Origin of the sequence: Chromobacterium phragmitis, from assembly GCF_003325475.1 — a bacterium.
Classification (GTDB): domain Bacteria; phylum Pseudomonadota; class Gammaproteobacteria; order Burkholderiales; family Chromobacteriaceae; genus Chromobacterium; species Chromobacterium phragmitis.
Genome location: NZ_CP029495.1, coordinates 2,002,636 through 2,018,269, shown reverse-complemented (window position 1 = coordinate 2,018,269; position 15,634 = coordinate 2,002,636). Strand labels below are relative to the sequence as shown.

15 protein-coding genes are annotated in these 15,634 nt (G+C 66.2%); 10 read left to right on the top strand and 5 right to left on the bottom strand.

Annotation, left to right across the window (positions count from 1 at the left end):
- Window positions 1–77: 77 nt before the first annotated feature.
- A complete protein-coding gene (gene gatC / locus DK842_RS09520) occupies window positions 78–365 on the bottom strand; it encodes an Asp-tRNA(Asn)/Glu-tRNA(Gln) amidotransferase subunit GatC (RefSeq protein WP_114061254.1) in 288 nt (95 codons plus the stop codon).
- A gap of 354 nt (window positions 366–719) precedes the next feature.
- Here gatC and DK842_RS09515 point away from each other — a divergent pair, with 354 nt between their 5' ends.
- The 6 genes from DK842_RS09515 (at window position 720) to DK842_RS09490 (ending at window position 9,142) form a co-directional block, all read left to right on the top strand.
- The gene (locus DK842_RS09515; protein WP_011137903.1) at window positions 720–1,763 is read left to right on the top strand and encodes a rod shape-determining protein; all 1,044 of its coding nucleotides are present in this window, start codon (window positions 720–722) and stop codon (window positions 1,761–1,763) included.
- A gap of 61 nt (window positions 1,764–1,824) precedes the next feature.
- The gene (gene mreC, locus DK842_RS09510) at window positions 1,825–2,733 is read left to right on the top strand and encodes a rod shape-determining protein MreC (protein WP_114061253.1); all 909 of its coding nucleotides are present in this window, start codon (window positions 1,825–1,827) and stop codon (window positions 2,731–2,733) included.
- Window positions 2,734–2,739: 6 nt separating this feature from the next.
- Entirely contained in the window at window positions 2,740–3,243 is a 504-nt protein-coding gene (mreD, locus tag DK842_RS09505) for a rod shape-determining protein MreD (RefSeq protein ID WP_114061252.1), read from the top strand.
- Window positions 3,244–3,257: 14 nt separating this feature from the next.
- Entirely contained in the window at window positions 3,258–5,198 is a 1,941-nt protein-coding gene (gene mrdA / locus DK842_RS09500; RefSeq protein ID WP_114061251.1) for a penicillin-binding protein 2, read from the top strand.
- A complete protein-coding gene (gene rodA, locus DK842_RS09495) occupies window positions 5,179–6,273 on the top strand; it encodes a rod shape-determining protein RodA (protein WP_114061250.1) in 1,095 nt (364 codons plus the stop codon). The genes mrdA and rodA overlap by 20 nt, the downstream gene beginning before the upstream one ends.
- Before the next feature lie 109 nt (window positions 6,274–6,382).
- Complete coding sequence (locus tag DK842_RS09490) at window positions 6,383–9,142, top strand: M16 family metallopeptidase (RefSeq protein WP_114061249.1); 2,760 nt, start codon at window positions 6,383–6,385, stop codon at window positions 9,140–9,142.
- A gap of 1 nt (window position 9,143) precedes the next feature.
- Here DK842_RS09490 and dinB read toward each other — a convergent pair whose 3' ends face one another.
- The 3 genes from dinB to DK842_RS09475 all read right to left on the bottom strand — a co-directional run bounded on the left by dinB (window position 9,144) and on the right by DK842_RS09475 (window position 11,393).
- Window positions 9,144–10,271: a DNA polymerase IV gene (gene dinB / locus DK842_RS09485; protein ID WP_114061248.1), complete on the bottom strand. Its 1,128-nt coding sequence runs from the start codon at window positions 10,269–10,271 to the stop codon at window positions 9,144–9,146.
- A 6-nt stretch (window positions 10,272–10,277) separates the two neighbouring features.
- The gene (locus tag DK842_RS09480) at window positions 10,278–10,577 is read right to left on the bottom strand and encodes a SelT/SelW/SelH family protein (RefSeq protein ID WP_114063690.1); all 300 of its coding nucleotides are present in this window, start codon (window positions 10,575–10,577) and stop codon (window positions 10,278–10,280) included.
- A gap of 360 nt (window positions 10,578–10,937) precedes the next feature.
- Entirely contained in the window at window positions 10,938–11,393 is a 456-nt protein-coding gene (locus DK842_RS09475; RefSeq protein WP_114061247.1) for a copper chaperone PCu(A)C, read from the bottom strand.
- Between the two features lie 187 nt (window positions 11,394–11,580).
- On the opposite strand from DK842_RS09475, the gene DK842_RS09470 reads away from it, so the two are divergent.
- From DK842_RS09470 to DK842_RS09455, 4 genes are all read left to right on the top strand, one after another.
- Window positions 11,581–12,228 (top strand): MarC family NAAT transporter, encoded by a 648-nt coding sequence (locus DK842_RS09470; protein WP_114061246.1) that lies wholly within the window; start codon window positions 11,581–11,583, stop codon window positions 12,226–12,228.
- 85 nt (window positions 12,229–12,313) lie between these two features.
- Window positions 12,314–13,003, top strand: a complete 690-nt coding sequence (locus tag DK842_RS09465) for an AraC family ligand binding domain-containing protein (protein ID WP_232538643.1) — start codon at window positions 12,314–12,316, stop codon at window positions 13,001–13,003.
- 96 nt (window positions 13,004–13,099) lie between these two features.
- Complete coding sequence (locus tag DK842_RS09460) at window positions 13,100–13,810, top strand: AzlC family ABC transporter permease (RefSeq protein WP_114061245.1); 711 nt, start codon at window positions 13,100–13,102, stop codon at window positions 13,808–13,810.
- Window positions 13,807–14,130, top strand: a complete 324-nt coding sequence (locus tag DK842_RS09455; RefSeq protein WP_114061244.1) for an AzlD domain-containing protein — start codon at window positions 13,807–13,809, stop codon at window positions 14,128–14,130. Before DK842_RS09460 ends, DK842_RS09455 begins: the two co-directional genes overlap by 4 nt.
- Here DK842_RS09455 and DK842_RS09450 read toward each other — a convergent pair.
- Window positions 14,125–15,438 (bottom strand): sodium-dependent transporter, encoded by a 1,314-nt coding sequence (locus tag DK842_RS09450; protein ID WP_114061243.1) that lies wholly within the window; start codon window positions 15,436–15,438, stop codon window positions 14,125–14,127. The two genes, DK842_RS09455 and DK842_RS09450, sit on opposite strands and share 6 nt — an antisense overlap.
- Between the last annotated feature and the right edge of the window lie 196 nt (window positions 15,439–15,634).

Sequence of the window (15,634 nt, the reverse complement as noted above, 5' to 3'; positions counted from 1 at the left end):
TCAAATCTTGCTATCCGAATAGTCGGGCCCCGCCGGCGATTTTTCGGGAACCAATCGCGCCGGGACGGCTCACAGGCTTACTCGATCACTTTGGGAACGAGGAACAGGCCTTTTTCCACTTGCGGCGCGACCGCCTGGAAGGCCTCGCGCCGGTTGGCTTCCGTCACCACGTCGTCGCGCAGGCGCAGCGAAACGTCCTGCGGGTGAGCCATCGGCTCGATGCCGGCGGTGTCCACGGCCTGCATCTTCTCGATCAGGCCGAAAATATTGTTGAGCTGGTCCGCGGTGGCGGCGATTTCCGCCTCGCTCACATTGATGCGGGCAAGCTTGGCGATCCGTGCGACATCCTGATGCGTCAGCGACATGGCTTCCTCGTTAAAACCTTTAATATTTCAAGCTTTATAGGGTATCATACCCCGTTTGATTCTCCCAAGATCGACATTGCGCCGCGACGCATTCCGGGGGCATTTTCCACCCCATGAAAGCTTGCGCCGGGGCCAAGAAACGCAGGCCAGCTCCGCCGCCGGGCGCCGCCGGCAAAAACCGTTCCGGAAAGGGCCGCGCCGGCGCAAGGATGCGCCCCCGCGCCGCGCCGGATGACGGTGAATAGTTGCCACCCCTGTTAAAAAGGCGGGGAGACGGGCCTGCTACAGATTAAACTGGATTTTTACGGACGCCGCCGGCGTCCGCCACTGACGAAAACTGACCAGGACCGCCCAATGTTTCGTTCGCTGACCGGATACTTCTCCAACGACCTCGCCATCGACCTCGGCACCGCCAACACCCTGATTTACATGCGCAGCAAGGGCATCGTCCTCGACGAGCCCTCGGTCGTCGCCATCCACAACGACGCGCCGACCAACAAGAAATCGATCCTGGCCGTCGGCCTGGAAGCCAAGCGCATGCTGGGCCGCACCCCGGGCAGCATCCAGGCCATCCGTCCGATGAAGGACGGCGTGATCGCCGACTTCACCGTCACCGAGCAAATGCTGAAGCAGTTCATCAAGAAGGTGAACCCCAACCGCTTCTTCGCCGCCAGCCCGCGCATCGTGATCTGCGTGCCCTGCGGCTCCACCCAGGTGGAACGCAAGGCGATCCGCGACTCGGCCCTGGCCGCCGGCGCGCGGCGGGTCGAGCTGATCGAAGAGCCGATGGCGGCCGCGATCGGCGCCGGCCTGCCGGTGGAAGAGCCGACCGGCTCCATGGTGGTGGACATCGGCGGCGGCACCACTGAAGTGGGCGTGATCTCGCTGGGCGGCGTGGTCTATTCCAACTCGGTGCGCGTCGGCGGCGACAAGTTCGACGAAGCCATCATCAACTACATCCGCCGCAACTACGGCATGCTGATCGGCGAAACCACCGCCGAGGAAATCAAGAAAACCATCGGCTCCGCCTTCCCGGGCGCCGAGGTGCGCGAAATGGAAGTCAAGGGCCGCAACCTGGCCGAAGGCATCCCGCGCGCGTTCACCGTGTCTTCCAATGAAATCCTGGAAGCGCTGACCGAACCCTTGAACCAGATCGTTTCCGCGGTGAAGATCGCGCTGGAGCAAACCCCGCCGGAACTGGGCGCCGACATCGCCGAGAAGGGCATGGTGCTGACCGGCGGCGGCGCGCTGCTGAAGGACATCGACCGCCTGCTGGCGGAAGAGACCGGCCTGCCGGTATTCGTGGCCGAAGAACCGCTGACCTGCGTGGTGCGCGGCTCCGGCAAGGCGCTGGAGAAAATGGACAAGATCGGCACCATTTTCACCAACGTGCCTTAAACTTCCAGCAACGAACTAACCCGAGCGAACGCCGCGCCGTCAAGGCGCGGTGGCTGTGGCCATGGATTTCGCCAACACCCCAAGCTTCTTCCGCTCCGGGCCGCCTCCGGCTGCGCGCCTGGCCATGAGCGTGGTCGCGTCTATCGCCTTGCTGATCGGCGATAGCCGCTACGGCCTGATGGAGCAGGCGCGCGAGGCGCTGTCGCTGGCGCTGTACCCGGTGCAGCGCGCGGTCAACATGCCGGCCCAGGCGATGCGCCACGCCGGCGACTACCTGACCTCGCAAGCGGAGCTGAAGCAGGAAAACACCGAACTGCGCGAGAAGCAACTGCAGATGGCGGCCCAGCTCGGGCGGCTGCAGACGCTGGAGCGCGAGTTGAACGAACTGCGCCAGCTGAACGGCATTCGTCCGCAACGCGACGATTCGGCTCAGATCGCCGAGACGCTGTACACCGGGCGCGACCCGTTTTCCTACAAGATCATCATCGACAAGGGCGACGACGCCAAGCTGCAGGCCGGCCAGCCGGTGGTGGATTCGCGCGGCCTGCTGGGCCAGGTGACGCGCGTGCAGCCGCTGACCGCCGAAGTGACGCTGATCATCGACAAGAACCAGATGGTGCCGGTGATGGTGGCTCGCACCGGCGAGCGCGCCATCCTCTATGGTTACGGTGGCGGCATCGAACTGCGCTACCTGCCGCAAAGCGCGGACGTGAAGGAAAACGACCGCATCGTCACCTCCGGCCTGGACGGCATTTATCCGGAAGGCATCCCGGTCGCAGTGGTGAGCAAGGTGGAGCGCAATCCGGGCGCCGCCTTCACCCGCGTCAGCACGCTGCCGCTGGCCGGCGTGCAGCAGACCCGCTACGTGCTGGTGATGCAGGCCAAGGAGACCCGGCCGCGGCCGGCGGAGCCTGCGCCGGCGCCGGACAAGAAGACCAAGGGCGGCAAGAAGTCCGCCGACGAGGAGTAAGCCCAGATGTCGTTGGACCGTCCCAAGGAACTGCTCAAGCCGGTCAAGCGCCGCTTCATCCTGACCACCTTCGTGATCGCGGTGCTGATCGAGCTGGTGCCGCTGCCGCACGGCAGCACGCGCTGGCTGCCGGACTTCATCGGCCTGTTGATCCTGTACTGGGTGATCAACCAGCCGCGGCGAGTCAACATCGGCATCGCCTTCATGATGGGCATCGTCGCCGACGTGACCACCGCCGGCGTGTTCGGCCAGCACGCGCTGGCCTACTCCGTCACCGCCTTCCTCGCCCTGTCCCGCCAGCGCCAGCTGGTGATGTTCAACCTGGGCCAGCAGGCGCTGGTGGTCCTGGGGCTGATGCTGACCAACCAGCTGATCATGGTGGTGGCGCGGATGCTGACCGGCTCCGCCTTCGTCGGCTGGAGCTATTTCCTGCCGCCGCTGATCGGCGCGCTGCTGTGGCCGCTGCTGACCAAGCTGATGCTGATTCCCTACCGCCACCACACGGCATGAAACCCGACTGATCCATGCGCCGCCCCAACCGTTTCAAAAACCCGCAGTCCGAAGAAGCCCAGTTCGAGCTGCGGCTGATCATCGCCTACGCGCTGATCATCCTGATGTTTCTGGTGCTGCTCGCGCGCTTCGTCTGGCTGCAGGTGCTGCAGCACGACCATTTCTCCACGCTGGCGCAGAACAACCGCATCTCGCTGGTGCCCATCCTGCCCAGCCGCGGCCTGATACTGGACCGCAACGGCGTGGTGCTGGCGCGCAACTACTCGGCCTACACGCTGGAGCTGACCCCCAGCAAGATTCCCGACCTCGCCGCCACTGTCGCCAAGCTGAAAACGCTGGCCGACGTCAGCCCCCGCGACGAGAAGCTGTTCAAGAAGCTGCTGGGCGAAAGCAAGAATTTCGAAGCGGTGCCGCTGAAGGTGAAGCTGACCGACGAGGAGGCCGCCCGCGTGGCCGCCCACGGCTACGAGCTGCCCGGCGTCGAAGTCAAGGCCCGGCTGTTCCGCGACTATCCCTACAAAGAGATGACCAGCCACGTGCTGGGCTATATCGGCCGCATCAACCAACGAGACAAGGAACGGCTGGAGGAAGAGGACAAGACCACCAACTACAAGGGCACCAACTACATCGGCAAAACCGGCCTGGAAGCGGTGTACGAGGAAGACCTGCACGGCCAGGTGGGCTTCGAGGAAATGGAAACCGACTCCGGCGGCCGCGCGGTACGCAGCCTGCGCCGCACGCCGCCGGTCAATGGCAACACGCTGAAGCTGGCGCTGGACATCCGGCTGCAGGAGGTGGCTGACAAGCTGTTCGGCGCGCGGCGCGGCGCGCTGGTGGCGATCGACCCCAATACCGGCGGCGTGCTGGCCTTCCTGTCCAAACCGGGCTTCGACCCCAGCCTGTTCATCGACGGCATCGATACCCAGACCTGGACCGCGCTCAACGCCGACTGGCAAAAGCCGCTGATCAACCGCGCGCTGCGCGGCACCTACCCGCCCGGCTCCACCTTCAAGCCCTTCATGGCGATGGCGGCGCTGGTCACCCACAGCATAGGCATGCACGACATCCGCCCGGCGCCCGGCTATTTCACCCTGCCAGGCTCCAGCCACCAGTTCCGCGACAGCAAAAAAAGCGGCAACGGCATGGTCAACCTGCAGCGCGCGATCACCGTGTCCAGCGACACCTTCTTCTACAAGCTGGCCTGGGACATGGGCATAGACAAGATCCACCCGGTGGTCGGCTCCTTCGGCCTGGGCAGCAGGACCGGCATCGATCTGGACGGCGAAGCCACCGGCGTGCTGCCGTCCAAAGAATGGAAAGCCAAGCGCTTCGCCCGCTACAAACCCGAAGTGCGGCGCTGGTATCCGGCCGACGTGGTCAGCATCGGCATCGGCCAGGGCTTCAACGCCTACACGCCGCTGCAAATGGCCAACGCCACCGCCATCATGGCCAACGGCGGCGCGGTGTTCAAGCCTCACCTGGTGCAGCAGGTGGTGGACTCCCAGACCGGCACCGTGCGCCAGATCGAGCCGCGCCCGGTCAAGCAGCTGCCATATCCGCAGGAGTACTTCGACTACATCAAGGAAGGCATGCGCAACGTGATGATTTCCGGCACCGGCGCCCGCGTCGGCGTCGGCCTGCAGTACTCGATGGCCGGTAAAACCGGCACCGCCCAGGTGGTGGCGATCAAGCAGGGCGCCAAGTACAACGCCGCCGCGCTGGCCGAGCAGTACCGCGACCATAGCTGGTTCATCGCCTTCGCGCCGGTGGAAAAACCCAAGATCGCGGTGGCCATCATCGTGGAGAACGCCGGCTTCGGCGCCGCCGCCGCCGCGCCGGTGGCCCGCGGCCTGTTCGACTTCTACCTGACCGGCAAGATCCGCAGCGACCTGGCCGGCCTGCTCAAGACCGTGCCGATGGAAAACGGAGACGTACGTGAAGACGCCGCTGATTAAACACATCTGGCAACAAATCCGCGAGCCGCTCGACGGCTGGCTGATGCTGTTCCTCGGCCTGATCTTCGCGGTCAGCATGGTGCTGCTCTACTCCGCCAACAACCAGTCTTTCGACAAGATAGACAACAAGCTGATCTACACCGCGATGGCGCTGGCCGTGATGTGGGTGATCGCGCGGATGCGGCCGCAAAGCGTGATGAACTTCGCGCCGCCCATCTATGTGCTGGGCGTGCTGCTGTTGATCGCCGTGCACTTCAAGGGCATCACGGTCAACGGCTCCACCCGCTGGCTGAGCCTGGGCATCACCCGCATCCAGCCGTCGGAAATCCTGAAGATCGCGCTGCCGATGATGCTGGCCTGGTTCTTCCAGAAATACGAGCTGTCGCTGCGCTGGTGGCATTACCTGATCGCCGCCGCCATCATGCTGGTGCCGGTGGGCCTGGTGCTGAAGCAGCCTGATCTCGGCACCGCGCTGCTGATCACCGCCGCCGGTTTTTTCGTATTGTTCTTCGCCGGACTGCCGTGGAAAGTGATTCTGGCCGGCGCGGTGATGGCCGCCGCCAGCCTGCCCGTCGTCTGGAACCATCTGCACGACTACCAGCGCAAGCGGGTGCTGACGCTGATCGACCCCACTACCGACCCGCTGGGCACCGGTTACCACATCATCCAGTCCATGATCGCCATCGGCTCCGGCGGCCCCTGGGGCAAGGGCTGGCTCAACGGCACCCAAACCCACCTGGATTACATCCCGGAGCGGACGACGGACTTCATTTTCGCCGTCTATTCCGAAGAATTCGGCCTGGCTGGCAACGCTGTGCTGCTGGTGCTCTACCTGCTGATCCTGAGCCGAGCGATGATGATCACCGCCAGCGCCCAGACGCTGTACGGCAGATTGATGGCGGGATCGATCACCATGTCCTTCTTCGTCTACGCCTTCGTCAACATGGGCATGGTGTCCGGCATCCTGCCGGTAGTGGGCGTGCCTTTGCCCTTCATGTCCTATGGCGGCACCGCCACCGTGACGCTGTTCATCGGCATGGGCATGTTGATGGGCATCAGCAATCTGCGGCGCTGATCGCGCGGAGAGAAGGGCGGAAAATGCCAGTCCATTTGACATGACTGGCCTATTCCGTGCATTTTAAATAAGAATCATTATTTTTATTGCCACCACTACCGCATTCTCGATGACACGATTGAAAACCCTCAGCCTTTTGCTGGCGCTCGCCCTGGCGCCGTCCCTGCCCGCCCTCGCAACGCCCACCCCGACCGCCGTACAAGCCCCCCGCGCCGCCGCGCCCTACGCCAGCGTGGAAGGAATCAGCGAATACCGGCTGGCCAACGGCCTGCGCGTGCTGCTGGCGCCTGACGCTTCCAAGCCCACCGCCACCGTCAACCTGACCTATCTGGTCGGCAGCCGCCACGAAGGTTACGGCGAAACCGGCATGGCCCACCTGCTGGAACACATGCTGTTCAAAGGCACGCCCCGCAGCGGCAACCTGATGACCGAGCTGTCTCGGCGCGGCATGCAGTTCAACGGCACCACCTATTTCGACCGCACCAACTACTACGAAAGCTTCCCCGCCGGCGACGCCAACCTGGACTGGGCGCTGGCGATGGAAGCCGACCGCATGGTCAACAGCAAGATCGCCAAGAGCGATCTGGACACCGAGTTCTCGGTCGTCCGCAACGAGATGGAACGCGGCGAAAACAGCCCGGCCTCCGCGCTGACCCAGCAACTGGCCGCGATCAGCTTCGACTGGCACAACTACGGCCACGACACCATAGGCGCGCGCTCCGACGTGGAAAAAGTCCGCATCGAGAACTTGCGGGCCTTCTATCGCAAATACTACCAGCCGGACAACGCGGTGCTGGTCATCGCCGGCAAGTTCGAGCCCGCCGCCGCGCTGGCCATGGTTCAGCGCCATTTCGGCAAGATTCCCCGTCCGGCGCGCGCGCTGGCGCCCACCTGGACCGAAGAGCCGGTCCGCGACGGCGAGCGCGAGGTCACCGTGCGCCGCGTCGGCGACGTGAGCCTGGCGGCCCTGCTTTACCGCACCGCGCCGGCCAGCCATCCCGACAGCGCGGCGATCGAGGCGCTGGCGCTGATCCTGGGCGACACGCCCAATGGCCGGTTGCACGCGGCGCTGAGCCAGAAAGGCCTGGCCGTCAATATCGGCGCCATGCCCTACAGCCTGGCCGAGGGCGGCTACATCATCTTCTACGCCGAGCTGGGCAAGAACCAGACCCTCGCCAAGCTGCGTCCTGACTTCCAGGCCGCCATCGAGGACATCCGCTCTCAGCCGATCACCGAGGCCGAACTCAAGCGCGCCAAAACCATACTGCTCAACCAGTTCGACCAGACGCTGCGCAATCCGCAAGGCCTGGCCATCCACCTGTCCGAAGCCATCGCCGCCGGAGACTGGAGATTGTTCTTCCTGCAGCGCGACCGCATCGAAGCGCTGACCGTCGCCGACGCGCAGCGAGCGGCGGAAAACTACTTCAAGCGCGACAACCGCAGCTTCGGCCAATTCATTCCCGCCGCCCAGCCGGACCGCGCCAGCATTCCCGCCGCGCCGGACGTGGCCAAGCTGGTGGACGGCTATCGCGGCAAACCCGCGCTGGAGCAGGGCGAGGCCTTCGATCCCACGCCGTCCCATATCGACGCCCGCACCGAGCGCGCCAAGCTGTCCAACGGCGCGGAACTGGCGCTGCTGGCCAAGAAAACCCGCGGCGCCACCGTCAGCGGCAACTGGTTCTTCGGCTTCGGCGACGAGGACTCGCTGCGCGGCCGCCATGCCGCCGCCGGCATCAGCGCCGCCATGCTGGCGCGCGGCAGCCAATCGCTTGACCGCGCCGCCATCGCCGACAAGCTGGACGCGCTTCAGGCCGGCATCAGCATCGGCCTCTCCGGCCAGGGCGTCGCGGTGCGCTTCAAGACCACCCGCGAGCACCTGCCGCAGCTGATCGATCTGATCGCCGAGCTGCTGCAGCGTCCGGCCTTCCCGGCCGGCGAGCTCGCCCAGCTCAAGCAGCAGGCCCAGGTCGGCATCGACGGCTCCCGCCACGAGCCGGGCGCGCTGGCCGAACAAGCGCTGGACCAGAAACTGAACGCCTACGCCCAGGACGACTTCCGCTACCGCCCGACGCTGGACGAGAGCCAGGCCATCATGAACGCGCTGAGCCTGGACGACCTGCGGCGCTTCCACCAGCAGTTCTACGGCGCCAGCCACGCCAGGCTGGCCCTGGTCGGCGACTTCGACGCCTCCGCGGTCAAGACCCAGCTGGAACAACGCTTCGGCGGCTGGACCAGCCCGGCGCCCTACCGCCAGCTGGACCCGCTGCGGCCCTCGGTCCAGCCGGACGCGATCACCCTGCGAACGCCGGACAAGGCCAACGCGGTGTACGCCGCCACGATGCCGCTGGCGCTGCGCGACGACACGCCGGACTACGTGCCGCTGATGCTGGGCAACTACATCCTGGGCGGCGGACCGGAGTCCAGGCTGGTCAAGCGCCTGCGCCAACGCGACGGCATCAGCTACGGCGCCGGCAGCGGCGTCAGCGCTTCCAGCCGCGTGGAAAGCGGCTGGTGGAACCTGGAGGCGAGCTACGCGCCGGAAAACCTGGCCAGACTGAAGCAGGGCGTCGGCGAGGAGCTGTCCCGCCTGCTGCGCGACGGCGTCAGCGAACAAGAACTCGCCAACGCCAAACGCGCGCTGTCGCAAACGCTGAAGCTGATGCTGGCCGAGGACGATTCGCTGGCCAGCCTGCTGGAGGAGCACATGGAGCAGCGCCGGAACATGGCCTATATCCAGAGCCGTCTGGAACAGTTGGAAAAGCTGACCGTCGCCGACGTCAACGCCGCCTTGCGCAAGCACCTGAAGCCGGAACAACTGACCCAGGTCTACGCCGGCGACTTCTCCGCCAAGCCGGCCGCCGGCAAATAGCCTAGGCTGGTTCCGCCGGCGGGCTTTCCTCGCCGGCCGGCGCGCTGTCCGGCAGCGGCCGGCCGTCGCGGCCGAACAGCCGCAGCTGGCGCGGCAGGTCGAAGTCGTCGGCCAGCTTCACGCCTACGCCCAGCAAACGCACCGGGCGGGCGCCGCGGGCGTAGCCGGTGCGCAGCAACTGGCCTAACGCCGCCATCGACAACCCGTAGCCCGGTTGTTCCACCGTGGTCTGGCTGAAATCGTCGAACTTGAGTTTCACCGACAAACCCTTGAACGCCGGGCTGCCGCTGCGCGCCAGCCGCGCCTGCAGCCGATCCGCCAGCTCCGGCAGCTTGGCCAGGCAGCTGGCGAGGTCGGGCAGATCCTGCGCGTAAGTCTCCTCGACGCTGATCGTCTTGCGGCTGCGGTCGGTGGACACCGGCCGCTCGTCGCGGCCCTGCGACAGCGCCAGCAGCCGTTCGCCGAAACTGCCGAAATGGCGGAACAGATCGGCGGGCGACCAGCGCCTGAGATCGCCGCAGCTGCGTATGCCCAGCCGGTGCAGCCGTTCGGCGGTGACGCGTCCGACGCCGTGTATCTTCTCCACCGGCAAGGTGACGACGAAGGCGTCGATGTCGCGCGGACGGATCAGGAACTGGCCGTCCGGCTTGTTCCAGTCGCTGGCCACCTTGGCCAGGAATTTATTGGGCGCGATGCCGGCCGAGGCGGTGATGCCCACCTCCTCGCGTATCTGCCGCCGTATCGCCTCCGCCATCAAGGTGGCGCTGCCCTGCTCGTGCGGCTGGCCGGTGACGTCCAGATAGGCCTCGTCCAGCGACAGCGGCTCGATCACGTCGGTGTAGCGCTGGTAAATGGCCATGATCTGCTGGCTGGCCAGCCGGTAGCGCGCCATGTCCGGCGGCAGGATCACCAGTTCCGGGCACAGCCTGAGCGCGCGCGCCGACGACATCGCCGAATGCACGCCGTAGCGGCGGGCGATGTAATTGCAGGTGGCGACCACGCCGCGCGTCTCCGGCCGGCCGCCCACCGCCAGCGGCACATCCCGCAGGCAGGGGTCGTCGCGCATCTCGATGGCGGCGTAGAAGCAGTCGCAGTCGACGTGGATGATCTTGCGTTGCGGGGCGTTCATCAAGGCTCAGGGACGATCGCTGTGCCCCAGCGGCTTGTCCGGGGCGATGCGGTCGCGCAACCGCTGCTTGAGGACTTTGAGCTCGGGAAAGCCATCATCCCGCTTGCGATCCCACAACGGCTCGCCGTCCACCTCGACGCGGAACACGCCGCCGCTGCCGGGGCGCAGCGCCACTTCCGACAACTCTTTCTCAAAGGTGGTCAGCAGCTCCTGCGCCAGCCAGCCGGCGCGCAATAGCCAACGGCAGCCGGTGCAATAATGAATGACGACGCGGGGAAGCGCGGCGGAAGTGTCGGACGGATGCATGATGGGAAAGGCGGGAAGGAGACAAAACGACAGCATAGCGCAAAAAGTGGCGCCGACCCCCTGTTTGCAGCTTGTTTTGCGGGTGCGGACACCCGTCTCCTCCATCGTTCTCTTTTGTCAGGCAGACTTGGCGCAGTGCCGAGTCGGGGGCCGGCGTCGCGGATAGTCGTCTTGTTCAAACGGTGTTGCTCGGGCCAGTGTGCCCAGCCGAGGCCGGACTGTAAAGCCCGGAATGGTCGGCCTTAGCATTGCTGCGAAGCAGCATGTAACTTCGGCGCAACGTCGGCCATTCCCCAAAAAAACAGCAGCTTGCCGCCGAAAACGGCCGCAAGCTGCTGCGAGCGATGCTTGGTAGCGCTATCAGTGCGCGTGGTCGTCGTTGCCTTCCTGCACCACCACCTGCACATCCACCTTGCCCGCCTTTTCGAAATTCAGCGTCAGCGGGAAGCGGTCGCCCACCTTCAGCGGCTGCTTCAGTCCCATCAGCATCACGTGGTAGCTGCCCGGCGCGAACTTGACGGTCTGGCCCGGCGCGATCGCCACCCCGCCTTCCACCTTGCGCATCCGCATCACGCCGTTGTCGTTGACATGGGTGTGCAGCTCGGCGCGCTCGGCGCGCGGCGTGCTGGCCGACACCAGCTTGTCCTCGGTCTTGCCCTGGTTCTCCAGCGACAGGTAGACGCCGCCGGTCGGGCTGGCTGCCGGCATCGCGCGGCTCCACGGATGGCCGATGTGAATGGCGCCCAGCTGGAAGGAGTGGGCGGCGGCCAGGCCGGACAGGCACAGAGCGAACAAGGCGGCGGCGAAACGTTTCATCGCGGAGTCTCCGATCAAAAATGGGGCCACTGTATCATGGCCGGCCGCCGCTCCGGCGCGACAAATTGCCGCAGTCGTCTGCGTCCCGCCACACCTTTTCATGCCGTCGGTTTAAAGCGCGCCGGCCAGCTACCCGCCGCCCGCGCAAGCCTCTACAATCGTCGGGCTAGATACCCGATTCCACGCCATGTTCAAAACCCTGTCGCTGCAATTCCTGTTTGGCGGTCTGCTCAGCCTGATCACCATCACCAACCCCCTGTCCAAGATTCCGCTGTTCATCACGCTGACCCGCGAAATGAGCGACATGCGCCGCGAATCCCAGGCCAAGCGCGCCTGCGTGTTCGCCGGCGCCATCATGCTGGTGAGCCTGCTGGCCGGCAACCTGATCATGGCCGCCTTCGGCATTTCCTACGGCGCGCTGCGCATCGCCGGCGGCTTCGTGGTGGCGGTGCTGGGCTACCGCATGCTGTTCCTGTCGCAGGACCCCGGCCAGGCGCCCAAACAGTCCGGCGAGCGCGAGGACTACGCCTTCTTCCCGCTGGCCATGCCCGGCATCAGCGGCCCCGGCACCATCGCGGTGGTGATCGGCATCTCCACCGAAATCGCCGAACTGGCCACGCTGCCGGCCAAGGCGATCGCCTTCTTCATGACCTTTACCGCCATCGGCCTGACCTGCGCCGGCATGTGGCTGACGCTGAAGTCGTCGCTGCTGATCTCGGAGCGGCTGGGCCGCGGCGGCCGCGAGGTGATGACCCGGCTGATGGGCTTCCTGCTGATCTGCATCGGCGTGCAATTCGTCGGCTCCGGCATCCGCACCTTCATGGCCGGCTCCTGAGGCGGCGCCCAAGCCAAGCAAGCCGGCGCGCACAAGCCGCGCCGCCTCTGCCACAATGGGCGGACCCTCACCGCAGGTCCGCGCCATGCCCGCCCTTTCCGCCGAACGCTCCGAACTGTTCCGCGCCGACGACCTCGGCGCGCTGGAGTGCCTGGACGCGCAATACGCCGAGCGGACCTTCCCGCCCCATTTCCACGAGCAGTTCGTCGTCAACACGCTGACCCTGGGCGCGCAGTCCTACCGCCACCGCGGCGGCCTGCACCGCGCCGGCGTCGGCGCGCTGGTGCTGATCAATCCCGGCGAGGTGCACACCGGCGAAACCGCCCACGAAAACGGCTGGGCCTATCGCGGCTTCTATCCCGGCGTCGACATGATAGGCGGCCTGGCCGCCGACCTGAACGGTAAGGCGGGCCTGCCCTATTTCCGCGACACCGTGGTGATCGACCCCGGCCTGGCGCGCCGGCTGGACAGCCTGCACCTGCTGCTGCGCGACAGCCGCGACGCGCTGCGGCGCGAATCGGCGCTGGCCGCGGTGTTCAGCGAGGTGTTGGTCAAATACATGCGGCTGCGCCCGGACGAGCAGGCATCCGCCCCCGGCGCCGTGGAAACCGTCAGGCAGATGCTGGCCGACGATCCCGCCGCCAACCACTCGCTGCAGCAACTGGCGGCGGCCGTCGGCCTGTCGCCCTGGCAGCTGTGCCGCCAGTTCAAGCGCGAGACCGGTCTGCCGCCGGTGGCCTGGCGCAACCAGCTGCGGGTGGCGCGCGCCCGCTGAGCCGGCCGCAAAATCGTTCAAGACAGGCCGGACGGCCTGCTCCATCATCAGGAACAGAGGGCCGATGTCCGGCCCCGCCGCACGCAGGACTCATCCATGCCCTCCTTATCCGACCGCCGCCGCTGGCTGCTGGACGGCGCGCGCGACACCATTCCGATGATGGTGGGCGCGGCGCCGTTCGGCGTGATCTTCGGCACCCTGGCCATCGCCGCCGGACTGTCGCCCGCCGCCACGGCGGCGATGTCGCTGCTGGTCTTCGCCGGCTCCTCGCAGTTCATCGCCGTCAGCCTGGTTTCCGCCGGCGCCGCCCTGCCGGTGATCTGGCTGACCACCTTCGTCGTCAACCTGCGCCACGCGCTGTACAGCGCCACGCTGCTGCCGTACGCCCGGCCTTGGCCGCTGGCCTGGCGCTGGCCGCTGGCGTTCTGGCTCACCGACGAAACCTTCGCCGTGGTCGAGCACCGCTTCCGCAGCCTGGGCGCGGACGGCGGCCAGTGGTATTGGCTGGGATCGTCGCTGTCCATGTATCTGAACTGGCAGCTATGGACGCTGGCCGGCGTGGCGCTGGGCCGCTCGGTGCCGGGACTGGACAGACTGGGACTGGATTTCGCGATGGTGGCCACTTTCGCCGCCATCGTCGCGCCGCAGTTGAAGAGGCGGCCGACGCTGGCCGCGGCGCTGGCCGCGGGCGCGGTCGCGCTGCTGGCGCGCGGCCTGCCCTACAAGCTGGACCTGATGCTGGCGGCGCTGGCCGGCGTCGCCGCCGGCATGCTGCTTGAACGCGGACAGAAACGGGAGGCGGCATGAACTCATGGCAACACTGGGCGGCCATCATCGGCATGCTGGCCGCCACGCTGGCGATACGCGCCAGTTTCCTGGTCTTCGGCCAGCGGCTGGCCTTTCCCGGCTGGCTGAACCGCTCGCTGCACTACGTGCCGGCGGCGGTGCTGTCGGCGCTGGTGGCGCCGATGGCGCTGGCGCCGGCCGGAAGCATAGACCTGTCCTGGCATAACGCCTATCTGGTCGGCACCGTCGTCGCCATCGCCGTCGCCTGGAAAAACGGCAAGACGCTGCTGGCCATCGTGGTCAGCTTCGCCGTCTACGGCGCGCTGCGCTGGCTGCTATAGGTTGTAGGCCAAGACCAAGCCTATCATCAGCGGCGCCAGCCAGCGGCAGGCGACGCGCATGAGCAGCGCCGCTGGCGCGGACAGGCGCAGTTGCTCGCTGACCGCCGGCCACGCCACCCGGCCGGCGAACAGCGCGGTGCCGATGCAGCCCAGCGGCAGCAGCACGTTGGACGCGGCGTAATCCATCAACTCGAACACATTGCGGCCAAACAATTTGTAGTCGGCCAGCGGCCCGAAAGACAGCGCCGCCGGCACCCCGGCCAGAAACACCAACAGGGTCACCGCCAGCGTGGCTTTGCGCCGGCTGACGCCGAACTCGTCTATCGGCAGGATCACCACCACCTCCAGCAGCGACACCGCCGAGGTCAGCGCCGCCATCAGCAGCAGCGCGAAGAACACCACCGCGAACAGCTGGCCGTAAGGCAGATGATTGAATACCGCCGGCATCACCATATAGGTGAGCCCGGGGCCGGCCTGAGGGTCGAGACCGAAGGCGTAGATGGCCGGAAAAATCATCAGCCCGGCCAGCACCGAGGTCAGCGCGGTCAGCCCCGTCACCCACAGCGCGGAGTTGCCGAGCCGGGTATCCGGCCCCAGATAAGAGCCATAGGCCAGCATGCAGCCGGCGCCCACCGACAGCGAAAAGCATGCCAATCCGAGCGCTTCCACCAGCATGGACGGCGTCAGCTTGGCGAAGTCCGGCCGGAACAGTGCCTCCACGCCGGCCATCGCGCCGGGCAAGGTCAAGGCGCGGGCGATCAGCGCCAGCATCAGCAGGAACAACAGCGGCATCAGCAGCTTGCCGGCGCGCTCGATGCCCTTCTGGATGCCGCCGGCCACCACCAGCAGCGTCAGGCCGGCGAACAGCGCGTGGGTCAGCAATGCCTCCACCGGGTCGCCGACATACTGGCCGAACAGCGCACCCAGCGCGTGGACATCGTCGCTCATCACCCGGCCGTCCACCGCGCGCAGCAGATAACCCAGCGTCCAGCCGCCGACCACGCTGTAAAAGGCGAACACCAGGAAACAGCACAGCACGCCGCCATAACCGATCAGCCGCCAGCGCGGCGTCCCCAGCTTGGCGAAAGCGCCGACCGCGCCGCAGCCTGCGGCCCGTCCTATCGCCAGCTCGGCCTGCAGCAGGGCCAGTCCGAGAGTGAAGGTGAACAGCAGATAGACCAGCAGGAAGGCGCCGCCGCCGTTCATGGCGGTAACGTAAGGAAATTTCCAGATGGAACCGAGGCCCACCGTGGCGCCGGCCGAAGCCAGAATGAAACCGAGGCGGGAACCCCATTGCGTGCGAGGCATGACAACTCCTGAGTCAGAATATTTCGCCGCCGCACGGGATGAAGCTGGATACAACAAGGCCGCCCATGACGGCGGCCCGGAAAGCGGATGCAAACACTCCTGGCGCGCCGGTTAGCCGCGCCACCACCAATATTGGGTCTGGAATGCAATAATCTGCTTCATCATTGTCCAAGCATGCCGTCTTGCGCCCTCCGGC